Annotated in this window: 17 protein-coding genes; 7 read left to right on the top strand and 10 right to left on the bottom strand. The window is 64.0% G+C overall.

Annotated features, from left to right (window positions below; genetic code table 11):
- Positions 1-86: 86 nt before the first annotated feature.
- Positions 87-953 (bottom strand): tRNA glutamyl-Q(34) synthetase GluQRS, encoded by an 867-nt coding sequence (gene gluQRS, locus XcyCFBP4188_RS03350; protein WP_104591618.1) that lies wholly within the window; start codon positions 951-953, stop codon positions 87-89.
- Positions 954-1,051: 98 nt separating this feature from the next.
- Here gluQRS and htpX point away from each other — a divergent pair, with 98 nt between their 5' ends.
- A complete protein-coding gene (htpX, locus tag XcyCFBP4188_RS03345; RefSeq protein ID WP_006452179.1) occupies positions 1,052-1,930 on the top strand; it encodes a protease HtpX in 879 nt (292 codons plus the stop codon).
- Positions 1,931-2,332: 402 nt separating this feature from the next.
- Here the strand turns inward: htpX and XcyCFBP4188_RS03335 are convergent, their stop codons facing one another.
- The 4 genes from XcyCFBP4188_RS03335 to XcyCFBP4188_RS03320 form a co-directional block, all read right to left on the bottom strand.
- A complete protein-coding gene (locus XcyCFBP4188_RS03335) occupies positions 2,333-4,402 on the bottom strand; it encodes a GGDEF/EAL domain-containing response regulator (protein WP_006451997.1) in 2,070 nt (689 codons plus the stop codon).
- A 117-nt stretch (positions 4,403-4,519) separates the two neighbouring features.
- The gene (locus XcyCFBP4188_RS03330) at positions 4,520-5,701 is read right to left on the bottom strand and encodes a BaiN/RdsA family NAD(P)/FAD-dependent oxidoreductase (protein ID WP_006451996.1); all 1,182 of its coding nucleotides are present in this window, start codon (positions 5,699-5,701) and stop codon (positions 4,520-4,522) included.
- Positions 5,698-6,246, bottom strand: a complete 549-nt coding sequence (locus XcyCFBP4188_RS03325) for a YaeQ family protein (RefSeq protein WP_006451995.1) — start codon at positions 6,244-6,246, stop codon at positions 5,698-5,700. The genes XcyCFBP4188_RS03330 and XcyCFBP4188_RS03325 overlap by 4 nt, the downstream gene beginning before the upstream one ends.
- A 61-nt stretch (positions 6,247-6,307) precedes the next feature.
- A complete protein-coding gene (locus XcyCFBP4188_RS03320; RefSeq protein WP_043910113.1) occupies positions 6,308-6,787 on the bottom strand; it encodes a YaiI/YqxD family protein in 480 nt (159 codons plus the stop codon).
- Positions 6,788-7,054: 267 nt separating this feature from the next.
- Between XcyCFBP4188_RS03320 and XcyCFBP4188_RS03315 the strand changes: the two genes are divergently transcribed.
- Both XcyCFBP4188_RS03315 and XcyCFBP4188_RS03310 read left to right on the top strand, forming a co-directional pair.
- Positions 7,055-7,264, top strand: a complete 210-nt coding sequence (locus XcyCFBP4188_RS03315; protein WP_006451993.1) for a cold-shock protein — start codon at positions 7,055-7,057, stop codon at positions 7,262-7,264.
- A gap of 180 nt (positions 7,265-7,444) precedes the next feature.
- On the top strand, positions 7,445-8,143 hold the full coding sequence (locus XcyCFBP4188_RS03310; RefSeq protein ID WP_006451992.1) for a glutathione S-transferase: 699 nt from the start codon (positions 7,445-7,447) through the stop codon (positions 8,141-8,143).
- Between the two features lie 138 nt (positions 8,144-8,281).
- Here XcyCFBP4188_RS03310 and XcyCFBP4188_RS03305 read toward each other — a convergent pair whose 3' ends face one another.
- Entirely contained in the window at positions 8,282-9,148 is an 867-nt protein-coding gene (locus XcyCFBP4188_RS03305) for an alpha/beta hydrolase (RefSeq protein ID WP_074057335.1), read from the bottom strand.
- 175 nt (positions 9,149-9,323) lie between these two features.
- On the opposite strand from XcyCFBP4188_RS03305, the gene XcyCFBP4188_RS03300 reads away from it, so the two are divergent.
- The gene (locus tag XcyCFBP4188_RS03300) at positions 9,324-10,880 is read left to right on the top strand and encodes a protein adenylyltransferase SelO (protein ID WP_104591617.1); all 1,557 of its coding nucleotides are present in this window, start codon (positions 9,324-9,326) and stop codon (positions 10,878-10,880) included.
- Positions 10,881-10,974: 94 nt separating this feature from the next.
- Entirely contained in the window at positions 10,975-11,535 is a 561-nt protein-coding gene (locus tag XcyCFBP4188_RS03295) for an adenine phosphoribosyltransferase (protein WP_074057337.1), read from the top strand.
- A gap of 147 nt (positions 11,536-11,682) precedes the next feature.
- Here the strand turns inward: XcyCFBP4188_RS03295 and dbpA are convergent, their stop codons facing one another.
- Entirely contained in the window at positions 11,683-13,059 is a 1,377-nt protein-coding gene (gene dbpA, locus XcyCFBP4188_RS03290) for an ATP-dependent RNA helicase DbpA (protein WP_006452773.1), read from the bottom strand.
- 100 nt (positions 13,060-13,159) lie between these two features.
- Between dbpA and XcyCFBP4188_RS03285 the strand changes: the two genes are divergently transcribed.
- Complete coding sequence (locus tag XcyCFBP4188_RS03285) at positions 13,160-15,055, top strand: ATP-binding cassette domain-containing protein (protein WP_006452772.1); 1,896 nt, start codon at positions 13,160-13,162, stop codon at positions 15,053-15,055.
- Between the two features lie 587 nt (positions 15,056-15,642).
- Here the strand turns inward: XcyCFBP4188_RS03285 and XcyCFBP4188_RS03275 are convergent.
- Together XcyCFBP4188_RS03275 and XcyCFBP4188_RS03270 are read right to left on the bottom strand one after the other, a co-directional pair.
- Positions 15,643-16,068, bottom strand: a complete 426-nt coding sequence (locus XcyCFBP4188_RS03275) for a barstar family protein (protein WP_006450340.1) — start codon at positions 16,066-16,068, stop codon at positions 15,643-15,645.
- The gene (locus XcyCFBP4188_RS03270; RefSeq protein WP_006450339.1) at positions 16,065-16,514 is read right to left on the bottom strand and encodes a guanyl-specific ribonuclease; all 450 of its coding nucleotides are present in this window, start codon (positions 16,512-16,514) and stop codon (positions 16,065-16,067) included. The genes XcyCFBP4188_RS03275 and XcyCFBP4188_RS03270 overlap by 4 nt, the downstream gene beginning before the upstream one ends.
- 265 nt (positions 16,515-16,779) lie before the next feature.
- On the opposite strand from XcyCFBP4188_RS03270, the gene XcyCFBP4188_RS03265 reads away from it, so the two are divergent.
- Entirely contained in the window at positions 16,780-17,391 is a 612-nt protein-coding gene (locus XcyCFBP4188_RS03265) for a superoxide dismutase (RefSeq protein ID WP_016904847.1), read from the top strand.
- A 345-nt stretch (positions 17,392-17,736) separates the two neighbouring features.
- On the opposite strand, the gene XcyCFBP4188_RS03260 is transcribed toward XcyCFBP4188_RS03265, so the two are convergent.
- Complete coding sequence (locus XcyCFBP4188_RS03260; RefSeq protein WP_006450337.1) at positions 17,737-18,570, bottom strand: inositol monophosphatase family protein; 834 nt, start codon at positions 18,568-18,570, stop codon at positions 17,737-17,739.
- Between the last annotated feature and the right edge of the window lie 95 nt (positions 18,571-18,665).

The following is an 18,665-nucleotide window of genomic DNA, read 5'->3' as shown; positions in this document are numbered from 1 at the left end:
GAGTGGGACGCGGACACTGGCGCCGCGCCCGGTTGCCGGTGCTGGGTCGCAATTCTAGTCACGCAGGCGCTGTGATGCGCGTTCGGTCACGTTCGGATGTGGTGGCGGGGCAGCAGTTGAGGCGAAAAATGCTGCACGGCATGTTGCAGCAGTGTGTCGACTGCAGCATGCCGCGGCAGTGCTGCCGCGTTCTGTCCTAGTGCGGCCCAGGCGGCGTGCAGGGCCGGCAGCGGGTCGGCATCGTCCAGTGCGGGTGCGTCATGCGACTTGGATAGCTTGCGGCCGTCGCCATCCAGGATCAGCGGTAGATGCAGATAGCGCGGCTGCGGCAGGCCCAGGGCGCGCTGCAGCAGCAGCTGGCGCGGGGTGGAGTCGAGTAGGTCCGCGCCACGCACCACATCGGTGATGATTTGCGCGGCATCGTCCACCACCACCGCCAGCTGGTAGGCCCAGTAGCCATCGGCGCGGCGCAGCACCACATCGCCCACCTCGGCATATACGTCCTGCATCACGTGGCCCTGCAGTGCGTCGTCGAAGCCGACCGGCGCCTGCGGCGGCACCCGCAGGCGCACCGCGCGGCGGGTACCCAGCGGCGCTACACAGGCATGGTGGATGCCGCCCATGCCTGCGAGGTCGGCGCGGCTGCAGCTGCATTCGAAGGCCAGCCCGGGCTCCAGCAACGTGGTCAGAGCCGCGGCGTACTGCGCGTCGCGATCGGATTGATATATCACCGGGATGTCCGAGCTCAGCCCGAATGCCGCCAACGTGCGCAACTGGCGTTGGGTGGCGCCGGGCTCGGCACGCGGCGGGTCGATGTCTTCGATGCGCACGCACCACTCACCGCCGGCATGCCGCGCGAGTAGCCAGCTGCCGAAGGCCGCCAGCAGGGAGCCGAAGTGCAGGGGGCCGGTGGGGGAGGGCGCAAAGCGGCCGCGGTAGCTGGGTGATGACATGGGCAGCTGAATCTTCGGTCAGATGCTTGCTTGATTTCAAGCGCTGGCGGCCGCAAATCCGCAGCAGTTCATTCCCGCATGTGTGGAGTCATCGCGCCATGTTCAACCGCATTTTCCTGTTTCTGCTGACCAATTTTGCGGTGCTGATGCTGGCCGGCATCGTCATGTCCGTGCTGGGCGTCAATCCCGCGCAGATGAGCGGCTTGTTGGTGATGGCGGCCGTGTTCGGTTTTGGTGGGTCGCTCGTTTCTTTGCTGCTGTCCAAGTTCATGGCCAAGCGCAGCACCGGCGCCCATGTCATCACCGAGCCGCGCACGCCGACCGAGCGCTGGCTGCTGGAGACCGTGCGTCGCCAGGCGCAGGCGGCCGGCATCGGCATGCCGGAGGTGGCGGTCTACGACGGCCCGGAGATCAACGCCTTCGCCACTGGCGCCAATCGCAACAATGCCTTGGTGGCGGTGTCCACCGGCTTGCTGCAGAACATGAGCCAGGACGAGGCCGAAGCGGTGTTGGGCCATGAAATCGCGCACGTCGCCAACGGCGATATGGTCACCATGGCGCTGCTGCAAGGCGTGCTCAATACCTTCGTGATCGTGCTGGCGCGTGTGGTCGGCGGTGTCATCGACGGCGCCATCTCCAGCAATCGCGAAGGTGGCCGCGGTTTTGCGTATTACATCATCGTGTTCGCGCTGGAGATGGTATTCGGTTTGTTCGCGACCATGATCGCAATGTGGTTTTCGCGCCGTCGCGAGTTTCGTGCCGATGCCGGTGGTGCGCAGCTGGCAGGGCGCAGCAAGATGATCGCCGCGCTGGAGCGCTTGTCGCTCAATCACGGCCAGAACACCTTGCCCTCGCAGGTGCAGGCGTTCGGGATCTCCGGCGGTGTAGGCGACGGCTTGCGTCGTCTGTTCCTGAGCCATCCGCCGCTGACCGAACGCATCGCTGCGCTGCGTGCCGCGAACGGTACTGCGCGATAAGGCGGCACTGCTGTCGATTGTCTTGAAGTGGCTGGTCAGCGCGGATAGATCGGTTGTAGAGCGGCTGATCTGTTGATTGGCTGCAGGGCCCTTGCCCGCCCACCATCGCGGGACACGCCGCAAGTACGTCCCTGTAGGCTCTTACGCGGCATCCATGCCGCGTAAGGTCCCGCGACGGTGGGGCGGGCAAGGACCAGTCGAGATGGTCGGTGTGCATGTTTTCAAGCGGCAGCAAACTGTCTGGTGCGGTGTCCTCACCGATTGCGGGACCGTGTGGCGGCATGGATGCCGCTACCGAGCCCCCATGGACGGGTTCACGGCGTGTCCCGCGAACGGTGAGGGCACCGCGCCCTCGACTCACCTAGCTTTGATCGTTGGTCTTTCGCTTGCCTCGGCAAGGCCTCAGCCGAACTCGTAGTTCATCAACGGCCCGGTCGGTGCGACGAAGTCGCCTTGCACATAGTCCACGCCGGCACTGAAGAAGCTGCTCATCGACTGCGCATCGGCCACGAATTCGGCCACGGTGAGGATGCCGGCCGGTTGCGCGCGCGAGGTGATCTCGCGAATTTTTTCCTGACTTTCGCGGGCCGATGCGACATCGCCGGTGATGCCGCGATCCAGCTTGAGAAATGCCGGCTGGAAGTGCGCCAGCAACTGGAACGAATCCAGGCCCGAACCGAATTGTTCCAGCCCCACCTTGCAGCCCATCGAAGACAGCGAGGCCAGAAACTGCTGGGCGTTGCGCAGATGCGTGAACACCTTCGATTCCGGCGTCTGCAGCCACAGCCGCTCGCCGGGCACGCCATACACCGCCAATTGCTCGCGGATGGTGTCGATCATCTGTGGGTCGGAGAACGAGTTCGGTCCGATCCGCACCAACAGGTGTGTCTTGTGTCCGGCACGCTGCCGCTCGCCGAGCTGGCGAATCGCGCGCGCCACCACCCAGCGGTCGATTTCGGTGATCAGGTCGTGCTCTTCGGCGATGGCGATAAACGCGTTCGGCGACATGATTTCGCCATTGCGTTCCAGCCGCAGAAACGCCTGGTACAACTCCACCGGTTCGCCCTGCAGGTTGAGAACAGGCTGGTAGTGCAGCGAGAAGCCATCGCCGACCAGTGCTTCGCGCAGCTGTTCTACCCAACGTTCGATGCGTTCTTCTTCGGCGCGATCAGAGGCGGCCGGGTCATAGATGCTGACCGCATTGCCGCCGAGCTCGGCAGTGGTGCGTACCGCCTCGGTGCCGCGATTGAGCACCTGGCCGATGCTGGCGATCTTTTCGCCGATCTGCACCCCGCCAATGCTCACCGTGACCGTGGCCGAGCGCGCGCCGATGCTGAAGACATGCTGCGCGAACGCATCGCGCACCATTTCTGCCAATGCGTGGGTGCGCGCGTAGTTGCCGTCCATCAGCAACGCAAAGCTGTGCTCGCCGAAGCGCGCCGCCACCACGCTGTCATCCAGCACGCTGGCCACGTGCGCGGCCAGGGCGGCGATCAACGCGTCGGCCGAATCCAGGCCGATTTCGGGCAATAGCCGCGCGTAATGGTCCGGCTCGATCAGCAGGAAGCCGGATTGGCCTTCGCTGCGACCGGCCCGTGCCACCGCCTGTTCCAGCGCGACCATGAAGGTCGGCCGGTTGAGCAGGCCGGTGACCTGATCGCGCTGGCGCAGATCTTCGACCTCGCGTGCCAGTTCCGGGTCGAATTCCTCGCGGCGGCGGAACACCACCTGGATGCACGGCTCGCCTTCATACGTGGCGGTGGCAAATTCCATCGTCGCCGGAAAGGTGTCGCCTTCCAGTCGGCGCGCGTCGACCTTGTATTGCGCCGGCGGCGGTTCGCCCTTGGACAGTGACTTGAGCAATTGCTTGAAATCGTCGACGTATTGCGCGGCGATCATGTCCAGCAACGACACGCCCTCGACATCCTCGAACGACTCGAAGCCGAATATCTCCAGATACGCCTCGTTGGCACGGATATGCATGCCCTCGTGCACGTAGGCGATGGGGTCGCGCGAAGACGCGATCAAGGCATCGCACCGCCGCTCGGTTTCGCGCATCTGCGCTTCGATGCGGCGCAGTCCGCGCCGGGCTTGCAGATCGGCCCATTCCGAACGCACCAGTGCCAGCAGATGCTCCGGACGATGCCGCAGCACGAGCGCGCGAATGCCGTGCGAAGCAGCCTCGACCAACGCGTTTTCTTCGATCCGTTCGGCCAGCAGAATGATCGGAATGTCCTTGCCGCTGCTCGCGATCTGCTGCTGCAGCGCGTTCATCGGAATCTGCAGCGCCTGGCCATGCAGGGCCAGATCGATCTGGCCGGACAACATGCTGGCGAGGTCTTCCAGGGTCTGCGGCCGCGATGGACGCACTGCAATGCCGCCGTTGCGCAATGCGGTCACGATCGCCTCCGCGCTCTCCACACTGTCGTCGACGATCATCAGGCGGAGGGTGAGATCTTTATCTTTCTGCATGCGCGGCTTCCTGGAGACGGCTCTAAATACACGAAGGGGGTGGGAGGCGTCCATGTGTGTGGACAAGCCCGCATCCGGGGTGAGACTTGGTCCACGTTTCTATCACCCAGCATAGGCTTAAGCGACGCTTCCTGCGGCGTGACCGGATGCCCATGCCCACTGAAAGTTGTAGCCGCCCAACCATCCCGTTACATCCAGCACCTCGCCGACGAAATACAAGCCGGCCACCAGACGCGACTCCATGGATGCACTGGAGACCTGGTTGGTATCGACACCGCCGAGCGTTACTTCAGCGGTACGGTAGCCTTCGGTTCCGCTGGCGGCCAGCGGAAATGCGCCGAGCAGGTCGGCCGCGCTCTGCAGTTGCGGCGGATCGAGCTGACGCACCGGCTTGTCCGGCAGCCACACTTCGCACAGGCGCTGCGCAAAGCGTCGCGGCAGCACATCGGCCAGTACATTGCGCAGTTCGGTGGCGCCGCGTTGATTTTTTTGTTCGCGCAACCATGCTGCAGCATCCTGCCCGGGCAGCAGGTCCAGGCGCAGATCATCGCCGGGCTGCCAATACGAGGAGATCTGCAGGATCGCCGGGCCACTGACGCCGCGGTGGGTGAGCAGCATGAAGTTGCGGAAGCTGACCCCGTTGCAGTGCGCCTCAATCGGCAAGGCCAGCCCGGACAACTCCTGCAGCCGCTCCTGATGCTTGCCACTCAGCGTCAGCGGAACCAGCCCGGCGCGTGTCGGCAGCAGCTCGTGGCCAAACTGTTTGGCCAGCGTATAGCCGAAGCCGCTGGCGCCCATGCTCGGAATCGACAGCCCGCCGGTGGCCACGATCAGCGATTGCGCCTGCACGCGTCCCTGGCTGGTTTCGGCACTGAAGCCTTCGCTGCCACGCTGGACCGAGAGCACCTGGCAATCGGTACGCACCTGCACGCTCGCCGCGTCGCATTCGTCCAGCAACATGCGCACGATCTGCTTGGACGAGATATCGCAGAACAGCTGGCCCAGCTCTTTCTCGTGATAGGCGATACCGTGGCGCTCGACCATCTCCACGAAATCCGCAGGGCTGTAGCGGGCCAACGCAGACTTGCAGAAGTGGCGATTGGCCGACAAAAAATTGCCGGGCGTGGTGCCGGTATTGGTGAAGTTGCAGCGCCCGCCACCGGACATCAGGATCTTCTTGCCGACCTTGTTGGCGTGGTCGATCACCAGCACCTGGCGGCCACGTCGGCCGGCGGTGAAGGCGCTCATCAGTCCAGCCGCGCCGGCACCGATGACCAGCACGTCGTAACGCGTGCTCATTCGGCCGGGGCTTGCCGCACCATCGGAGTCAGGGTGACGCTGCCGTGGTCGGCCAGCATCTGCACCTCGCCGTCCTGGATGATCACATCGAAGCGCATGCCGCGCTGGATCAGGGCGCCAAGCGCCTCGGTGGCCTGCGAATCGAGTTCCAGCACGCGCAGGTTGCGTTGTCGGCCGAGCGCATTGGCCTGCTTCTTCCACCAGGTTTCGGTGGCCTGGCCGCCGTAGCCGATCACCACTGCCTCACGCGAGCGATTGCAGGCCTTGCGCACGCGGCTTTCGTCCGGCTGGCCGAGGTCGATCCACAGATCCGGGTCGCCGGTGTAATCGCGCCGCCATAGGTCGGGCTCGTCGTCGTTGCTCAGCCCGCGGCCGAACTCCAGACGGTCGTCGGCAAACAGCGCGAACGCCAGCAGCCGCACCATCAGGCGCTCGTCGGTTTCGGAGGGGTGCTGGGCCAGGGTCAGCGAATGGTTGGTGTAATAGCCACGGTCCATGTCGCTGATCTGAAGTTCCGCCCTGCGGACGGTGGCGGTAAGAGCCATCAGGATGCCGGTTGCAAAGGGCGCTCATGATACGCCGCCGCTGCAAGGCCGGCGTGCTGCGCTAGGTGCGCGGATGCGCGGCCAGCCAGCGGTCCAGTTGCGCAGCAAATGCCTGGCGGTCGCGTGCATGCAGCGCAGGCGGCCCACCGGTGGCGACGCCGGCACCGCGCAGTTCTTCCAAAAAGCTGCGTACCGACAGGCGCTCCTTGATGGAGTTGTCGGTGAATGGCTCGCCGCGCGCGCTGATGGCGGTCGCGCCTTGCTCCAGGACACGGGCGGCCAATGGAATTTCCTGCGTGACGACAAGATCGCCGGCGGCAACCCGTTCGGCAATGGCATCATCGGCCGCGTCCGGTCCGCCCGGAACCTGGACGGCGCGCACATGCGCCAGGCGTGGCGTGGGCAGGAAATGATTGGCGACCAGGGTCACTGCGGTGCCGGTGCGCACGGCAGCTCTAAACAAAATGTCGCGGACCACGGCAGGACAGGCATCAGCATCGACCCAGATCTGCGCCTGGGTTGGCGTACTAGGCGTATTCATAAGGTGATATCGATAGGGAAGGGACCTGACATGCGGTCGGATTTGGCCCGATAGTAAAAATTTTGACGCGGGGTGTCGCTTTTTATCGGAATCGCGAGTATTGTGCACGCACTGTGTTTGCAAGGGTCACCGTGAATCGTGGCCTGATGCAGCCGGATCGTTACAGATCTCGCTTCATCGTTCCGCTTTACCAACGCCTGCAACTCAGTCTCAGCTCCGGCTTTTCGGACGCTGCGATTTATCCATCTATAGTTCAGGAGTTTGTAAATGTCAGATCGTCAGAGCGGTACCGTGAAGTGGTTCAATGATGCCAAGGGCTTCGGCTTCATCACCCCGGAAAGCGGCCCGGACCTGTTCGTGCACTTCCGTGCCATCCAGGGCACCGGCTTCAAGTCGCTGCAGGAAGGCCAGAAGGTCACCTTCGTCGCCGTGCAGGGCCAGAAGGGCATGCAGGCTGACCAGGTGCAGGCGGTCTAATCCGTCTGCAACCGTAAGGTTGCCAAAAACGCCGGTCGCGCAAGCGACCGGCGTTTTTTATTGGGCGTCGTTTGAGCAATGCGCTTACATCGTCAGCAGCGCGGTGACTGCAGGCGCGAGTGAGCGCGGCGACGACGCATGGATGGGTAGGATGTGCGCTTTCCGCGCGCAGCCCTTCTCATGATCACTGTCCACCATCTCAATAATTCCCGTTCCCAGCGCGTGCTGTGGCTGCTGGAAGAAATGGCGCTGCCGTACCAGATCGTGCGGCATGAGCGCGACCCCAAGACCATGCTGGCGCCTGCCGCATTGCGTGCGATCCATCCGCTGGGCAAATCGCCGCTGATTGTGGATGGCGATCTGACCGTGGCCGAGTCCGGCGCGATCATGGAGTACCTGACCGAACGCTACGACACCGAATGCGCCCTGTCGCCATCGCCGCGTCCGCAGGATTCGCCGGAGCGCATGCAGTTTCGCTACTGGATGCATTACGCCGAAGGCTCGGCGATGCCGCCATTGTTGATGACGCTGATCTTCGCGCGCATTCGCAGTGCGCCGATGCCGTTTTTCGTCAAGCCCATTGCACGCGCGATTGCGGACAAGGCGATGTCGGGCTTCGTCAGCCCGCAACTCAAGCTGCATCTGGATTGGATGGAGCAATCCCTGCAGGCCAGCAACTGGTTCGCCGGTGAGCGCTTTACTGCGGCCGACATCCAGATGAGCTTTCCGGTGCAGGCCGCCGCGGCGCGTGGCGGCGGGTTTGAAAATTATCCGCGTTTGCGCGCGTTTCTGGAGCGGATCGAAGCGCGTCCGGCGTATCAGGCGGCGCTGAAAAAGGCCGGCCCGTTCGAGCTGATGGGACGCAAGTCCCCAGAGTAATGCTGGCAGCGGCTTGGCGAGCCGTAATGCTGCGGCAAGCTAGAGATCACTTTGCTTGCCGCCATTCGTCTGGTTTGCGACTCCCCAATCCCGACGTCCAATCCCGCGCGCAACCACCTGCGCGCGCACGTCCAGACCTCAGGGCGCGCGACACTGCCGCAGGAACTGCAACGTGTCGCGCATCACTTGCGAGTCCTTGCGGAGTGACAGCACCAAACGCATATGGCCCATTCCTGGATAAAAAATGCGGTGCGCCTGGACACCTGCCTGTTGTTCGGCTGCTGCGAGAACCGTGCTGTTACGCGGTTCCACCACGTGGTCGGCATCGCCGTGCAGCAGCAACATCGGCGGCTCGTCCCCATCCACATGACGAATGGGTTGTGAGGCTTCCTGTTCGGCAGGTGAAGTGCCGAAGATCTGGATCAATTCAGGGTCGGTCATCGGCGAGAAGTCGTAAGGGCCTGCGAGGCCGACGAAACCGCAGAGTTGGCGTGGCTGCATGCCCTGTGCCTGCAGCCATCGGCGATCGGTGGCGAGCAGTCCGGCGATGTGCGCACCTGCGGAGTGGCCCATCACGGCCAGGCGGGCTGGGTCTCCGCCGTAGGCGCGTGCGTGCTGGTGGCTCCAGGCGGTGGCCTGTGCGGCATCGGTCATGAAGCCGTCCAGCCGGACCTGCGGATACTTTCGATAGTCGGCCACCATCACCACCACGCCCTCGCGGGCCAGCGAGCGGCCGAACCAGCGATAGTTGGCGCGGGCGCCACGCTTCCAGGTGCCGCCGTAGAAAAACACCACCACCGGCGCATCGACGGCGCCGCGCGGTTGGTAGACGTCCAGCGCCAGACCGTGTTCCGGGTCGAAGACCTGGTTACGGTGTTCGGTGACGCCGCTGCGGCTGGACGCGGCGTTGATGCCGCCGTAGAACACGCTGCTGCAGGCGCTCAGGCTTAACGAGCCCAGCAGCAGAAGGGTAGGGCGAAACCAACGGGAAGTGTGCAAGCGCATGGGTAGGGTCGCTGTAATAACTGAGATGAGTAAATCTGAGGCCGTGATGAGCAAGTGCGAGTGCAGCTGGATCCTGACTGTTCAGCGTGTCTCGAATCGGATACGAGGCAGGTAGCGAATAGGATGCGCTGTTCACCCATGCGAAGTTCACCCGCTCTGGCCTAGGCTTTTTGCCATGACAGATATCCAGTTCGACAACCGACTGCGTCAGCAGTTGCCTGGTGATCCGGAAGAAGGGCCGCGTCGCCGGGATGTGGTCGCTGCCTGGTCGTCGGTGTCGCCGACGCCGGTCGCAGCGCCAAGGCTACTGGCCTATTCCGCCGAGATGGCGCAGCAACTCGGGCTGGACGAGGCCGAGCTTGCCAGTGCCCGTTTTGCCGAGGTGTTTGGTGGCAACGCGTTGTATCCGGGCATGCAGCCGTGGGCGGTCAATTATGGCGGGCACCAGTTCGGGCATTGGGCCGGCCAGCTCGGCGATGGCCGTGCGATCTCGCTGGGCGAGGCGATCGGGGTCGATGGTGTTCGCTACGAATTGCAGCTCAAGGGCGCTGGCCCGACGCCGTATTCGCGTGGTGCCGATGGGCGCGCCGTGCTGCGCTCGTCGATTCGAGAATTCCTGTGCAGCGAAGCGATGCACCATCTGGGTGTGCCGACCACGCGCGCACTGAGCCTGGTCACGACCGGCGATGCAGTGGTGCGCGACATGTTTTACGACGGCCGGCCGCAGCGCGAGCCTGGCGCCATCGTATGCCGGGTGGCGCCATCGTTCATCCGCTTCGGCAACTTCGAATTGCCCAGTGCGCGCGGGGATAGCGCGCTGCTGCGGCAGTGGGCGGATTTCACCATTGCACGCGATTTCCCGGAGTTGGAAGGTGCTGGCGAGAATCTGTACGCGGCCTGGTTTGCGCAGGTCTGCGAGCGCACCGCCGTGATGGTGGCGCACTGGATGCGGGTCGGTTTCGTGCATGGGGTGATGAACACCGACAACATGTCGATCCTGGGCCTGACCATCGATTACGGCCCATATGGCTGGGTCGACGACTACGACCCGGACTGGACGCCGAATACCACCGATGCGCAGGGCCGGCGTTACCGCTTCGGCACCCAGCCGCAAGTGGCGTACTGGAACCTGGGACGCCTGGCGCAGGCGCTGGCGCCACTGTTTGCCGATGCGGCGCCGTTGCAGCAGGGGCTGGACCACTTCCGCGATACCTACCTGGCCTGCGACCGCCGCGACACCGCGGCCAAGCTGGGTCTGGCCGACTGCCGCGACGAGGATCTGCACTTGATCGATGTGTTGCGTGAATTGATGCATGCGGCCGAGATGGACATGACGCTGACGTTTCGTGGCCTGATCGAGTTGTCGCCGGAGCATCCCGACCCGGAGCTGCTGCGCGAAGCGTTCTACGACCAGGACAAGCGCCTTGCGCACGCCGGGCAGTTGCAGGAATGGCTGCAACGCTATGCCACACGGCTGGGTCAAGACACACTATCGCCGGACCAACGCCGCGAACGCATGCGCCTGGCCAACCCGCGCTACGTGCTGCGCAACTATCTGGCGCAGCAGGCGATCGATCTGGCAGAGCAGGGCGATCCCTCCGGCGTGCAGGAACTGCTCGAGGTCATGCGCCGGCCCTGCGACGACCAACCGGGCCGCGATGCGTTTGCCGCGCGGCGGCCGGAGTGGGCGCGCGACCGCGCCGGCTGCTCGATGCTGTCGTGCAGTTCCTGACGCACTCAGATGCACGTATGTCGTAAACGCGGCGTCACGGGTCTGCGCAGCCTAGAATAGGGTGGTCCCCACCGGCCTTGACGCCATCGCCACCATGACTGACTGCACCCGCTGCGCCGGCACTAATTCTTCCGGACCCAACCATTGGGCTGAACGGATCCGCGATATCGCCGACTTTCCCAAGCCGGGCATCGTCTTCAAGGACATCAGCCCGCTGCTGTCGGACGGCCCGGACTTTGCCTCGGCGCTGGACGAAATGGCGCAGCCCTGGCGCACCACGCCGCTGGACGCGGTCCTTGGCATCGAGGCGCGTGGTTTCATTCTGGGCGCGGCGCTGGCGCGCGAACTGCGCACCGGTTTTGTGCCGGTGCGCAAGCCAGGCAAGCTGCCCGGGCGGACGTTGGTCCAGGAATACGCGCTGGAATACGGCACCGATCGCATCGAAATGCACGAAGACGCGTTGCCGCGTGGCGCGCGCGTGTTGATCGTCGATGACGTGCTCGCCACCGGCGGCACGCTGCGTGCGGCGCTGGGGCTTGCTGCACAGCTGGAACTGGAAGTGGTCGGTGCGGCGGTGCTGGTCGAGTTGCTGGCGCTGCAGGGCCGCAGCAAGTGGGCCGATGACGTGCCGTTGCTGGCCACGTTGAGCTACTGATTCACACAGCTTGCTGATTGAGCGGCTTGCCGATCGAGCGTCTGGCTACATGGATGCGCGAGAGTGCGCATCCATGTAGATCGTGCGGCAGGCGCTTCAGCACCTCCGCTTAATCGTATGGCGGCAGGGTATCTGCCGGGCCGCTGATTACAGCTTGCTGACCCGGAACCGACGCCCCTTGATCTTGCCCGCATGCAGATGCGCCAGTGCCTTGGCGACGTGCGCGCGGGCGATGGCGACATAGGAGCGGGTGGGGTAGATCGCGATCTTGCCGATCGCCGCGCCCGAGAGCCCGGCTTCGCCGGTCAACGCGCCGAGAATGTCGCCTGCGCGGAGTTTGTCGGTCTTGCCGCCGTCGATGCGCAAGGTGGTCATGGCCGCCTGCGGCAGCTGTGCCGGGCGCGCGGTGGCCAACGGTGCACGCGACCACTTCAACGGCTGGCCTTGTTCGGCTTCCAATGCCTGGGCGCGCCCTGTTTCGCGTGAGGCCACCAGGCTGAGTGCAAGCCCGCGCTTGCCCGCGCGCGCAGTGCGGCCGATGCGGTGGCGGTAGGTTTCGGTGTCGGTGGGCAGCTCGTAATTGACCACCGCCGCCAGGTCTTCCACGTCCAGTCCGCGCGCGGCCACATCGCTGGCCACCAACACGTTGCAGCTGCGATTGACGAAGCGCACCAGTACTTCATCGCGGTCGCGCTGTTCCATGTCGCCATGCAGGGCCAGCGCAGAGAAGCCGAATTCCTGCAGCGAGCCGGCCACTTCGTCCACTTCCTTGCGGGTATTGCAGAACACCACGCTGGACTCGGGATTGAAGCGCAGCAGCAGCCCGGCGACGGCTTTCTGTCGATAGGTCGGGTCGACCTCGAAGAATTGCTGGTCGATTTCCGGCGCGTTGTCGGCGCCTTCGACGGTGATTTCGATCGGGTCCTTCAGGATCTCGCGCGCAAGCGTACGGATGATGTCCGGGAAGGTGGCCGAAAACAGCAGGCTCTGACGGTGTTTGTCGCAGCGGCTGGCGATCTCGCGGATGGGTTCTTCGAAGCCCATGTCGAGCATGCGGTCGGCCTCGTCCAGCACCAGCGTGCGCACGCCGCCCAGATGCAGCGCGCGCTTGCGCGCAAGTTCCTGGATACGCCCGGGCGTGCCGACCACCACTTGCGGGTCGTGCGCTTCCAGCGAGGCCAGTTGCGGGCCCAGCGGCATGCCGCCGGTCAGTACCACTAGTTTCATGTTCGGAATGCCGGTGGCCAGCTTGCGCAGCTGTTTGCCGACCTGATCGGCCAGCTCGCGGGTGGGGCATAGCACCAGCGCCTGCGCGCGGGTCAGCGCGGGATCTAGCTTTTGCAGCAGGCCCAGCCCGAAGGCGGCGGTCTTGCCGCTACCGGTGGGGGCCTGTGCGATGACGTCGAGCCCTTGCAGGATCGGCGGCAGGCTTTGCGCCTGGATGGGAGTAAGGACGGTGTAGCCAAGGGCGTCGATGCCGGGGGCCAGGGCCGGCGACAGCGGCAGCGCGGAGAATTCGTTCATGGCGCATTTTAGCGGGAATCGGGAGTGGGGAATGGGGAATCGCAACGGCGAGGCTTTTCCATTCCCGATTCACCATTCCCGATTCCCGTACAATTGGCCCATGCCTTTAATCACTCTGCAAAGCGTCGACTACAGCGTCGGCGGCCCCTTGTTGCTGGAAAAAACCGACCTCACGATCGAGCCGGGCGAGCGTATCGCCCTGATCGGCCGCAACGGCGCCGGCAAATCGACCTTGATGAAATTGATCGCCGGCGAGCTCAAGCCCGACGACGGCGAAGTGCGCGTGCAACAGGGCGTGCGTATCGCGCGGCTGGAGCAGGAGGTGCCGCAGGGCACCGGCGGCAGCGTGTTCGAGGTGGTGGCCGATGGCCTGGGCGAGCTTGGCCATTGGCTGGCCGAATTCCATCAGCTCAGCCATGCCGAGGTGTTCGATGGCGATGCGTTCGGCAAGGTGCAGGCCAAGATCGACGCAGCCGACGGTTGGGCGCTGGATCAGCGCGTCACCGAGACGCTGACCAAGCTGGAACTGGATGGCGATGCCGAGTTTGCGCGCTTGTCCGGCGGCATGAAGCGCCGCGTGCTGCTGGCGCGCTCGCTGGTGTCTTCGCCGGACGTGCTGCTGCTGGACGAGCCGACCAACCATCTGGATATCGAAGCCATCGATTGGCTGGAGTCGTTCCTGAAAGGCTGGAACGGCAGCGTGTTGTTCGTCACCCATGACCGGCGCTTCCTGCGTGCATTGGCCACGCGCATCGTCGAAATCGATCGCGGCCAGGTCACCAGCTGGCCCGGCGACTGGGCCAATTATGAGCGCCGTCGCGAAGAGCGGCTCAATGCGCAGGCGCAGGAAAATGCGCGTTTCGACAAGATGCTGGCGCAGGAAGAAATCTGGATCCGGCAGGGCATCAAGGCGCGGCGGACCCGCGACGAAGGCCGTGTGCGGCGTCTGGAATCGATGCGCAACGAACGTGGCCAGCGCCGCGATCTGAGCGGCAATGTGCGCATGGAAGTCTCGCAGGGCGAGTCGTCCGGCAAGAAGGTGATCGAGACCAAGGAGGTCGGTTTCGCGTTCGGCGCGCGCACGATGGTCAAGGATTTTTCGACCATCATCCAGCGGGGCGACCGCATCGGTCTGATCGGCCCCAACGGCAGCGGCAAGACCACCTTGCTCAAGCTGTTGCTGGGCGACTTGCAGGCGCAGCAGGGCGAAATCCGCATCGGCACCAATCTGCAGATCGCGTATTTCGATCAGTACCGCTCCACGTTGCGCGAGGACTGGAGTGCGATCGAAAATGTGGCCGAAGGCCGCGATTTCATCGAGATCAACGGCAAGCGCAAGCATGTGCATGCGTATCTGCAGGACTTCTTGTTCACCCCGGAGCGCGCCCGCGCGCCGATCACCCGTCTCTCCGGTGGCGAACGCAATCGCCTGCTGCTGGCGCGGCTGTTTGCGCAGCCGTCCAACCTGCTGGTGATGGACGAACCGACCAACGATCTTGACGTGGAAACGCTGGAACTGCTGGAAGAGCTGCTCGGCGAATACACCGGCACCTTGTTGCTGGTCAGCCATGACCGCGACTTCCTCGACAACGTGGTGACCTCCACGTTGGTGATGGAAGGCGAGGGCCTGGTCGGCGATTACGTCGGTGGTTACAGCGATTCGCTGCGTCAGCGTCGCACCCCGGCGCCCAATGCAATGGCGGTTGCCAAGGCATCGGCGACGGCGGCTGCGACTACGCCTGTGGCGCCTGCTGCCGCACCGGCGGAAGCTGCGCCCAAGCGCAAGCTCAGTTACAAGGATGCGCGCGAGCTGGAACAGTTGCCGGCCTTGATCGACAGCCTGGAGCAGCAGGTCGCAGCGCTCACCAATGCGATGAACGACCCGGCCTTCTATCAGCGCGACAGCGCAGCGATGGCCGCGCATACCGCCGCGCTGGGCGATGCACAGGCGCAGCTGGATGCGGCGTTCGCGCGCTGGAGCGAGCTGGATAGTTGATAGCTTAACCGGCGTACGACTGCGTTCCGGTCTTTGGTTTTTAGGCGCGGCAAACAAGCATCGCGAGCTGATAGATGACTTGTAGAGCGGCTGATCTGCGGGTTTGCTGCAGGGTCCTTGCCCGCCCACCATCGCGGGACACGCCGCAAGTACGTCCGTGTAGGCTCTTACGCGGCATCCATGCCGCGTAAGGTCCCGCGACGGTAGGCGGGCAAGGACCAGTCGAGAGCGTCGGTGTGCATGGTTGCAAGCAGTGCAATAAGCGCATTTTTTGGATGACGGCGCGTCCGATCAGCGTCGCAACGCGAATGAATAACAGGCAGGCTTTCAACGAAGCGACCTACGAACATTCTGGTGCGGTGTCCTCGCCGCTTGCGGGACCGTGTGGCGGCATGGATGCCGCCACCGAGCCTACATGGACGTACTTGCGGCGTGTCCTGCAAGCGGTGAGGGCACCGCGCACTCGACTAACCAGCCTTTGATTCGCATCTAGATTTCGCTGCCAGTCCCGACAGTGCGTCATTCGCCAACGAAGGCGAGTGCGGCCAACATGTTGCCGCCATCGCTACAGCGTTTGTTAGCCGCTCTCAGTCGCAAGCACTCGCAGGCGCCACAAATGCTGCAAATGTGAGCCCGCGCGCGGCCCAGGCAGTGGCGGCTTCATCGAGAATATCCAGCAAGGTGTTGCGATCGTTCGGTGCAGTGCGCGCGAGTGCGTCTGCGCCGTTGATCAACAGCGCATAGCCATGTGATGCGGGCAGCCAGGCCAGGTCGCGCAAGGCATCGGAGAGCGCGTCCCAGTTGCGACCGAAGCTGACCGGGAAATCCAGTTGGGTGGCCAGGCGCATCAGCAACATGTGCTTGTCGCTGCAGCTGGCCAGATCCACACGCAGGATGCGCAGGCCGGCGTCGCGGGCGAGCGCGGCCATGGTGTCCAGATCGTCGGTGTCGGCTTGATAGACGCCTGATTGTTGCGGATCGGACAGGTCCAGTGCGAAGTCGCCTGCGCTCATGGAGCCTGCTCCGGCGTGGGGCCCTTGAACGATTTAAAGCTCTGGTAATGATCGTCGCTGTAGTACCACGCTTGCGGCGGCGTGCCGCCAGTGACGATGCGGCGTGCGCCGCGGTCAGGGCTACCGGGCGTCTCCACGGTGTACTCGTGGTAGTAGCCGCGCTCGCGCTCGGGCAGGCGTTGTTCGCGATTGCCGAACACGCTGCCGTCCTGCGCATGCGGGAACGGCCCGCCGCGCTTTATCAATACGATAGTGGCCATCGCTTCGGTCGGCAGAAAACCCGGAAGACCCTGCTGCCGAGGCGTCTGTTCGGGCGGCGCTGTTGCGGCGATCGGCGCGTTGAGCTGCGGCGCGAACTGCGGCTTGGGCGTCTGCATCACGCGCACGCCCCACAAGCCGGCGACGAGCAGCACGATGGCGACGATCAGCAAAGCGGGCTTACGCATGAAGACGATCCGGAAGCGATTGTGGAGACAGCAGATCAAGTATGCCGTCGCGCGACTGTGTCGACTTTGAACGCCGCGGCATGTGTACGCCTACGCGATTCACGCCCAAGTAACCGGGGCATGGTGCAAGGTGTGGAGCGAACACGACGCGGTGTGCGATGGGATGAAGTTTCCCTGCCAGCACTCTTGGTAAGCGCCGCCGCCGTCCCTACTATTTATCCCGCAACGCCCGGTCTTCGCCGGGCGGCAAGTCCAGGAGACACGCATGGCTTACACCCTTCCGCAATTGCCTTACGCCTACGACGCGCTGGAACCGAACATCGATGCGCAGACGATGGAGATCCATCACACCAAGCATCACCAGACCTACATCAACAACGTCAATGCGGCGCTGGAAGGGACCGAGTATGCGGACCTGCCGGTCGAAGAGTTGGTGTCCAAGCTGAAGAGCCTGCCGGAAAATCTGCAGGGCCCGGTGCGCAACAACGGTGGTGGCCACGCCAACCATTCGCTGTTCTGGACCGTACTGTCGCCCAACGGTGGCGGCGAGCCCAAGGGCGAGGTCGCCAAGGCGATCGACAAGGACATCGGTGGTTTCGAGAAGTTCAAGGAAGCCTTCACCAAGGCCGCCGTCAGCCGCTTCGGCTCGGGCTGGGCGTGGTTGAGCGTGACCCCGGACAAGAAGCTGGTGGTCGAAAGCACCGCCAACCAGGACAGCCCGCTGTTCGAAGGCAACACCCCGATCCTGGGTCTGGACGTGTGGGAACACGCGTACTACCTGAAGTATCAGAACCGTCGCCCGGAATACATCGGCGCGTTCTACAACGCGGTGAACTGGGAAGAAGTCGAGCGCCGCTACCACGCTGCGATCGCCTGAGTTCTGTCGTGGCGCCGTCACAATGGCGCCATAAACAAAGAGGCCGGGAGAGATCCCGGCCTTCTTTGTGTCTGCGATCTGCTTTGTAAGAGCGACCCTGGTCGCGATGGGGCTTTCAGTGGAAGGCTTCGTCGCGCTCTGGCGCGCTCCTACGTCGTGCGGTGCCGATTGGCTTGGCATCGGACTGGAACGGAGAGGCCGGGAGCGATCCCGGCCTTGTGCGTTTGCCGTTAGCTGTTGTAGGAGCGACCCTGGTCGCGAGGGGCTTTGCCGGGAAAGCCTCATCGCGCTCGGGCGCGCTCCTACGTTATGCGGGCGTCGAGCAGAACTTGGGGTCGGGAGCGATCAGAACTTGGCGTCGAACTCGCGCGCGTAGCCGGTGTTGACGATGACCTTCTGCAGCGCATCGCTGATCTTGATGTTGCCGGCCACGATCTGCTGCGTTTCCGGGCCCATGTTGTCCATGCGCGGCGGGGTGGCGCCCTTGTAGTCGCAGACCCGGCCACCGGCTTCGCGTACCAGCAGCACGCCGGCGGCGATGTCCCAGGCTTTGACGCCAGCTTCGAAATACGCATCGGCGCGGCCGCAGGCCACATAGGCCAGATCCAGCGCGGCAGAACCGGTGCGACGCACATCTTCGGCCTGCACCAGCAGCGCATCGACGCACTTCAGCTGCGCACTGATGCGTGCACGCTCGCGCGGCGGAAAACCGGTGTGGACCATCGCCCCTTCCAGGTCCTTGCGTTCGGCAATGCGGATGCGGCGGTCGTTGAGCACCGCGCCGGCACCGCGGCTGGCGGTGAACAGCTCGTTGCGCAGCGGGTCGAAGATCACCGCATCGGTAGGCTCGCCGTTTTCCACCAGCGCGATCGACACGCAGTAATGCGGAAAGCCGCGCAGATAGTTGCTGGTGCCATCCAACGGGTCGATGACCCAGGTGTAGCGGCCACTCTTGCCGCCCTGCACGCCGCCTTCTTCGCCGAACACGGCGTACTCGGGGTAGCCGCGCTTGAGTTCCTTGATGATGACCTTCTCGGCATCGGCATCGACTTCGCTGGCGTAATCCATGCGGCCCTTCTGCACCACATTGAGCGAGTCGAGCTTGTTGATACCGCGCAACAGCACATTGCCGGCGAGGCGGGCGGCTTTGACCATGACGGTGACGGCGGGTTTCTGCATGGTTAAAGCTCCCGTGAAGGCAGAATTGAAGAATTGGCGAAGGTAAAAGAGCGGTCCGGCACGAAACCGGTCGCGCAGTTTACCATCTACGACCG

This window comes from Xanthomonas hortorum pv. cynarae (assembly GCF_002939985.1).
GTDB classification, from domain to species: domain Bacteria; phylum Pseudomonadota; class Gammaproteobacteria; order Xanthomonadales; family Xanthomonadaceae; genus Xanthomonas; species Xanthomonas hortorum_D.
The sequence above is the reverse complement of the archived record's forward strand: the minus strand, read 5'-3'. Positions and strand labels throughout refer to the sequence as shown.